The 6577-nt window shown below is 68.9% G+C and carries 6 protein-coding genes and 1 pseudogene; 4 read left to right on the top strand and 3 right to left on the bottom strand.

The window, feature by feature from the left end; translation table 11 throughout:
- Positions 1-45: 45 nt before the first annotated feature.
- Both ACF08M_RS38640 and ACF08M_RS38645 read left to right on the top strand, forming a co-directional pair.
- On the top strand, positions 46-1476 hold the full coding sequence (locus ACF08M_RS38640; RefSeq protein WP_392189981.1) for a hypothetical protein: 1431 nt from the start codon (positions 46-48) through the stop codon (positions 1474-1476).
- 9 nt (positions 1477-1485) lie between these two features.
- On the top strand, positions 1486-1620 hold the full coding sequence (locus ACF08M_RS38645) for a hypothetical protein (RefSeq protein ID WP_392189982.1): 135 nt from the start codon (positions 1486-1488) through the stop codon (positions 1618-1620).
- A 478-nt stretch (positions 1621-2098) separates the two neighbouring features.
- On the opposite strand, the gene ACF08M_RS38650 is transcribed toward ACF08M_RS38645, so the two are convergent.
- The 3 genes from ACF08M_RS38650 to ACF08M_RS38660 form a co-directional block, all read right to left on the bottom strand.
- Positions 2099-2959: a hypothetical protein gene (locus tag ACF08M_RS38650; RefSeq protein WP_392189983.1), complete on the bottom strand. Its 861-nt coding sequence runs from the start codon at positions 2957-2959 to the stop codon at positions 2099-2101.
- 90 nt (positions 2960-3049) lie between these two features.
- On the bottom strand, positions 3050-3562 hold the full coding sequence (locus ACF08M_RS38655; RefSeq protein ID WP_392189984.1) for a hypothetical protein: 513 nt from the start codon (positions 3560-3562) through the stop codon (positions 3050-3052).
- Positions 3563-3621: 59 nt separating this feature from the next.
- Positions 3622-4671: a helix-turn-helix domain-containing protein gene (locus tag ACF08M_RS38660; protein WP_392189985.1), complete on the bottom strand. Its 1050-nt coding sequence runs from the start codon at positions 4669-4671 to the stop codon at positions 3622-3624.
- Between the two features lie 631 nt (positions 4672-5302).
- Between ACF08M_RS38660 and ACF08M_RS38665 the strand changes: the two genes are divergently transcribed.
- Together ACF08M_RS38665 and ACF08M_RS38670 are read left to right on the top strand one after the other, a co-directional pair.
- Complete coding sequence (locus tag ACF08M_RS38665) at positions 5303-5692, top strand: CHAT domain-containing protein (RefSeq protein ID WP_392189986.1); 390 nt, start codon at positions 5303-5305, stop codon at positions 5690-5692.
- Positions 5693-5855: 163 nt separating this feature from the next.
- Positions 5856-6485: pseudogene (locus tag ACF08M_RS38670) on the top strand (transposase); the annotation flags it as partial.
- Positions 6486-6577 lie beyond the last annotated feature (92 nt).

Raw genomic sequence — 6577 nt, forward strand, 5'->3', positions numbered from 1 at the left:
ACGCCGGATGTGCCGCTCGGTCCGTTCGAAGGGGCCTGTGTCACCGTGTGGTCGACACCAGGCAGCAACGCGAAACTGCACTCCAAGTCCTCGTACTCGTACCTGCGTTCCGCCCGGGGCACCGAGCGGGAGGTGCGGCTGGGTGCCGCGACGATCGGCCGGTTGTGCGGCCAGTGCGCGGCGTACGGCTCCTGGGCGCGCCCGGGGACGGCCCTGGGCATCTTCCTCGGTGCGGTAACCGGTGTGGGGTTGCTGTACGAGCTGGACCGCTACTGCCGTGCGGACGAGGACACGTGCGGCGACGAGGAGGTCAGCGAGGCGGCATCCGTGCTCCTTGCGGCTTCTTCGGCCGGCGAGGCTGAACGGGCGTCCGCGGGCGCCGAGGATGAGGATGAGGACGAGAGTTGGGAGGAACTGCAGGCTGCCCGGCACGTGCGCGAGACCGTCCTCGCCAAGTCGCTCGACGCGTTCACCAGCCTGCACCAGGTGCACCAGGTTCTGCAGCTGTTCACGTGGCTGAGGCCCTGGGCCGGGCCAGCGGTGCAGGGCAAGACCGATCATCTTCAGGTGCTGCGGGACAGGGCTGGGAGGCTGGTTGCTGCGGACTCGCTCGTCCTGGCGGCAGCGGTGTCGGCGACGACGCAACCGGACCTCCCCGCCGACGGCCCTGCCTTCGCCCTGCTGGATGTGCCGGCCCACGCGACGCGCGAGCTGACCTCCTTGTGGCGGCGGTGGCGCGGCGCAGTGGAGAGCAGCTGGGATCATCCGCGTGGGCAGAGCTACCTCGTACACCACCTGGCGAGCGGGATGAGCCGGCGCAAGGGGTACGAGCGGATGCTGGAGCGGGCCCGGGAGTTGCTGAAGGGCTGGGGAGCTGTGGCGCGGTCGGTCACGGCCGGCCAGAGAGAAGAGCGCCTCCTTATCGCGCGTCTTGCTGAGGGTGCTCCGGCACAGTCCGGCAGCCGTGCGGCGGTCTTTGGCCGGCTGGGTGAGTGGGAGCGGGGTGTGCTCGCCTCGTACACGGTCTCGGTGGGCTGGGAGGAGTCCACGCAGCTCGCTGTCGTGGTAAGGGTGCCGGAACTGGTGGCCGCCCGTCTGCTGTCGCAGCCCCCCGTGCTTGTCTATGAGGCCCCGGCGGAAAAGACGCCCCAGGCTCAGGCCGGGCCGATGGCGCCGGGAGCGGACGAAGGGCTGCGGCCCGGGTTGTTCGATGACACCCCGGTCCACGGCCGGCGTCTGCTGCGTCCGGAGCATCTGCGGGCGCTGCGCGCCGCGGGGGCGGGCACGGAGCAGTTGTATGCAGTCCTGGGTTCCTGCACCGGCATGGAGGTGGTCACGCTGAGTGTTCTGGAGCAGCGGTGTGCGGCCGGGTGGCAGGGTGTGGTCCTCGCCGCCGCCGGTGACCTTCCCGACGTTCTGTTCCCGCGCCTGCAGGAGGGGGCCGAGGAAGCACCCGGGAGCAGCGAGCGCGTGTGAGCTTTGCCGGTGAGCGACCCGGAGCAGGAAGTGTTCGGCCGCACCTTGAGCGCGGTGGAGGGCGAGCGAGTGCTGATGCGGCTGTGCGCGAGGCGCCGCCATGCCGGACAGGCGCTGAAGTCCCGGCTCTGGCACGTTCGGTGACGGACCCGCGTGATCTTGAAGCCGACGGATACGACGACCGGGGCACCCCGCTCAGGGCCTTCGTGCCGGATGTGTGGCACGGGCTGCTGGCGATGGAGCAGCTGGACCTGGAGCCTTTTGCGTCCGACTCGGACCGCGGCTGGCCCGGCGTGAGCCTTCCGGTGGGTGTGCTGGCGTCGGTGCAGGTCTACACCACCCGCTACGAGGGCCGGGCCCACTGCTGCTGCGCGCACTGGCGGCCCTTCATCGGGGTCGACCGCCAGGACGACATGGTGACCGTCGACGAACTGGTGGGCAACGAGGACTTCGACCCGTGCAGTGCGAGGGCAGCAGCGCGAACACGCGAACACCCACCGCAAAGACAAGGCGCACTGCTGGCAGGGCATGTCGTAGGCCAGCACGTCCACCCGCAGCGTGCTCCCTCAGCGCCACCTCCTGCTGCACGGCGGGGCCCGGTCCGGTGCGAGGGGGCCAGGTCTCACCAGTGCGGGAGGGCGGAGCGGTCCTGGACGGTGATGTGGAGGGTGTGCAGGGGCTGGGTGCGTGTCGGGCGGACGACTTCGAACCAGTCGGTGCCCTCGTGCAGGTGGCCGGCGATGCTGCGATAGTGGCGCCAGCCGAAGCCGACTCCGGTCTGCCATGTGGTGCCGTCGTAGCGGCTGCCGGTGACGGGCTCGCCGTGCAGGTAGACGGAGTCCAGGGGCCGGTCGAGGGATTCGAGGTGGTGGAGGACGGCTGCTGCGGCGCGGCGCAGCGGGCTGGTGTCGCTCCAGCGGGTGAGGACGTCGAGGGCGGCCGGGTGCTTGGGCTGGGCGTCGGACAGCTGTAGTTGCTGGATGGTGGCGGCCTTGGTCTCGACGAGGCCGGTGAGGTCGATCCGGACAGGGCGCGGGACCCAGCGGTCGATGCCGTTGAATGCTTCGATCATGTGGTCGCGGGGGGCGCGGCCCGCGGCGGGGTCCGGGGTGATGGCGGCGAGCCGGTCGCGGGCAGCGCTGACGGGTTCGCCTCGCGTCCACAGCAAGGTGAGTTCGAAGCCTTCGGCTTCGAGGGTCTTGCGTTCGCGGAAGTGGATCTGCAGGCCGCGGCTGGTTCCTTTCAGTGCGCGTTTCATGGACCGGGAGGGGTCCTGGCCGTAGGAGAGGGCGTGGACGAACTCGGAGGTGAGGCGCTCGTCCGTGCGGTGCTCGACGATCACGTCGACGTCTGCGGGCTCCAATGCGCCGCGCGCGTACGACCCGAAGATCAGGACCTCGTCGACGAGGTCCAGCGGCCAGCCTCCCTCTTCCAGCCGGTTAAGCATGTCGTTGAGGAGCGAGGTGGCGCGTGCGCGCTTCACGGGAAACCTCCGCTGGGCGGTTCGGGGTGGTTCGGATGGTTGCGGGGCGGGCCCCGCCGTCGTGTGCAGGCCGTGGAGGGGCTGCGGCGTTCAGCGTGGCTGACGTGGGGCGGGCGCGGAGGTGGCGGGTGCCCGGGAGACGATCGTGCTCAGGGCATCGGGGTAGGTCGTGCCCAGTTCGGTGACGGTGCCGGGGAAGGGGCCCGGCCCGTGCGGTAGTGCGCTGACGTGGTTCTCGGGCAGCAGGACCCGGTCGCCGACCTCGAGCCGGCCCGGTCCCTTCCACTGGTATCCGTAACCGCCGACGGTGACGGCCTGGTGACCGTCCACCTCGAACCGGCGTGTCCGGGAGTCGAGTTCGTCCTTCAGGGCGCGTACCTGGCGCTCGAGCTGTCCGATGCGTGCGGCCGACGCTTGCTGTTCCCACCGTTTTGCCTGCCCGCGGCCGTTTCTCTGGCCCTGCTGATAGGTGTTCAGGAGGGCCTTTTCGTGGTCGGTGGTGTGCAGTTTGCAGGCGAAGCCGGGGCCGGAGAAATGGGCTCGGCACGGGTTTCCGGACTTGGTGGGACGTCCGCAGAGACGCTGACGGGTTTCTTCGAACACGAAGTGCTCCTCGCACGACGGGACGGCTGGCACCGGCAGGCGCCGGCGGTGGTGGTGCTCTACACGGTGGTGGGCAGCGAGGTTGCCGGCTGGGAGATGGCCTCGGGGATGCAGGTGGGCACGGGAGTGTGTGTCTGGGCGCAGGTCAGCGCGACAAGCTGGAGGTGGCTGAGTGCGACGGGGCGCCCGGGCAGTTTGCCGGTGCTGTGCTCGAAGCGTTCGAGGGTGGCGGGCTTGATCCCCAGCAGCGAGGCTGCCTCGTAGGGGTCGAGGCCTGCACTCTCGCGGGCAGTGCGCAGGGTCTTTGCATTGTCGTGCCAGAGTTGCGGTGCCGTCTCGACAAGGGTGCGGGCGATGCCTGAGCGGGCCTTGTTCAGGGCGGCCTCGACGCGGTCGGCGCGGGATCCGAGCAGGAGGCGGGCCAGGGCGGCGGCGGAGGCGTGGCGGTCAACGTCTGCGCTCCAGGGCTGCCTGGCCTCCTCGTAGACGCGGCCCCTGGCCCTGGCGCAGGCCTCTCGGCTGCCGTCGTTGTGGGTGCGGTGCCGGTCACTGCTGCAGGGCAACGTGCTGTCTTCGGCCAGGTCTCTGTCGAAACTCCCCGCGTCGTCGCTGGATTCGATCGAGGCGACGAGGCTGCGGGCGTGCTCACGTTCCTCTGGGGTGAGTACCTGGGCGAGTGCCTCGGCTGCAGCCTCGGCTTCCCGTCTGCCGGCGGGCTCGAAACCGGCGCCCCACGTATGGAAGGCGCGTTCTCCCTCGGCCTTCTGGAAAGCGACGTCGATGGCCTCGAAGGTATGCGGGCTCCAGGCGTGCGTCATCAGCAGAAGTCCCCTCAGCCCCTCCTGGCGGGCGTCGGGCGTGAGTGGAATCGTGCGCAAACCCGGCCGTCGCCCGGCCTCGGTGAGCCAGTCGGTGAAGGAATCCGGGCGGCGGGGGTCTTGCGCATCCGTGTCCTTAAACCACTTCGCTGCCCGCACGACGCAGGCGTGCGCGTGCTGAATGGCTGCGTACCAGCCGAAGAGCGCCTCCCGGTAGTCGTCGACATGCTGGTCCCCCGCGAGTGCGCCGTAATCCGCGCGACAGTGCTGGGGGCAGTTCGCCGCTCGCACCCGGTAGAGAGCGGCACGAGTCTCCGGGAACGTCAGCAGGGCGGCGTTCAGATGCTCGTACTTGGGGCCTTGGTTGCGGCGCGTCTCGAGTCCGTGGTCCAGAAAGACATCGAAGCGGGGGTGTTCACGCCAGGCCGTGGGCCCCGGCGCGCGTGGAAGTCATCCCGCCAGGCCGCGGTGGCGATGACCTCTCGCAGCGCGGAGGCCAGGTCTTGGCGCAGGGCCGCCCCGAGTGCGATCAGGACTGGCAAGCTCTGCGGGTCGTTGCCGAGCGCGGACATGACGAGATTGACGTCACCGTGACGGTGTAGATGACGCTGGAACACGAACGCCCCCCTTGACGCTAAGCCCCCCGGCGGCCTCCCTCGTGGCGGCGCGGGAGGCAACACCCCCATCCTGCACCAGGGGTCTGACATCCGGCTCACGGTTTCGGCCCACCAGTACACAGGAGTGGCTTGTGGGGCATCGGTCGCTAGATTCATGACTTCGTCGGCAGGGGCAGGGCCGGCGGCGGCGGGGACCGCAGTGCTCGACGCGGCCGTAGAAAACTTCGTTTGAGGCCGTGAGGAGACGTGTCAGGTGAAGGTACGGCGGCTGACGCTACGCAATTTCCGGGGGGGTCCGCAGCAGCATGATGCTGCTGGATGACCACGAGGAGGCGCCTCTCTCCGTGGAAACCCTGCTTCAAGCGGACCTCACCGGCGCGCGCCTCGCGTTCCTGTCTGCATGCGCGACAGCGGCTCCAAGCCAGGACGTCCGCCTCAGGGACGAGACCATCCATCTGACCACTGCCTTTCAGCTTGCTGGCTTCCGACAAGTGGTCGGCACCCTGTGGCCAATCAACGACATGCTCGCCGCAGAGATCGCGGACGTCTTCTACTCGCACCTTCGCTCCGACCCCCGTCGAAAGCCGGACCCCGACCGTGCTGCGGTGACCCTGCACCAGACCATCCAAACCATCCACGACCGCTATCCGGAACTTCCCTCGGTGTGGGCCGCGTACGTCCACGCCGGAGTCTGACCTTCCCAGAGGCAGTCTCTCTACCGAACCTGACGTACGGATGGCGAGGCCAGGCTGGATGAACGCTGGTCCACAGTTGGTGGTCTGCTGGGGTGGCGGGGTGAGTGAACGCAAGGGGACTGTAAAACGTTCGGTGTAACTCCCGATCATGGAAGATGCATCGATGACCAGCAACAACGTGACCGATTCCGAGCCCGTCGAGCCGTCTGGGGCGGCGCCGGTAAAGTCTGTGGACGACCGGCTGATTGACGAGCTGGCGGGTCGGGCTCAGGCCGAGGGCCTCCAGCTGACCGGCGAGGGAGGGCTGCTCCAGCAGCTGACCAAGCGGCTCCTGGAGTCCGCTCTCGAGGGCGAGATCACCGACCATCTCGGCTATGACAAGCACGACCCGGCGGGGAAGAACGGCGGCAGCTCACGCAACGGCACCCGTGCCAAGACTGTGCTCACCGACGTCGGCCCGGTCGAAATAGCCGTTCCACGCGACCGGGAGGGCAGCTTCGAGCCGAGGGTCGTCAAGAAGCGACAGAAGCGCCTGACCGGCGTGGACGAGATGGTCATCTCGCTCACTGCGAAGGGCCTGACCACCGGAGAGGTCCAGGCCCGCCTCGCGGAGGTCTATGGCGCCGACGTATCCCGCCAGACGATCTCCACGATCACCGACAAGGTCCTCGAAGGCATGGCCGAATGGCAGAACCGGCCACTCGACGCCGTCTGTCCAGTGATCTTCATCGACGCGATCCACGTGAAGATCCGCGACGGCGCCGTGGCGAACCGGCCCGTCTACGTGGCCCTAGTGCTCTGACCACGTAGGTTCGCCGGGTTGGGTGTCCGAGCGGTTGGATGAGCGGTGACGTCCAATCTGACCGCTGGGGGTGTGGTGGCTGA

The sequence above is a fragment of the Streptomyces sp. NPDC015032 genome, assembly GCF_043080425.1.
Taxonomy (GTDB): domain Bacteria; phylum Actinomycetota; class Actinomycetes; order Streptomycetales; family Streptomycetaceae; genus Streptomyces.

Bases quoted from the DNA above. Each gene is read 5' to 3' on its own strand.
- ACF08M_RS38665 (WP_392189986.1), top strand. From the start codon at position 5,303: ATGATGCTGCTGGATGACCACGAGGAGGCGCCTCTCTCCGTGGAAACC.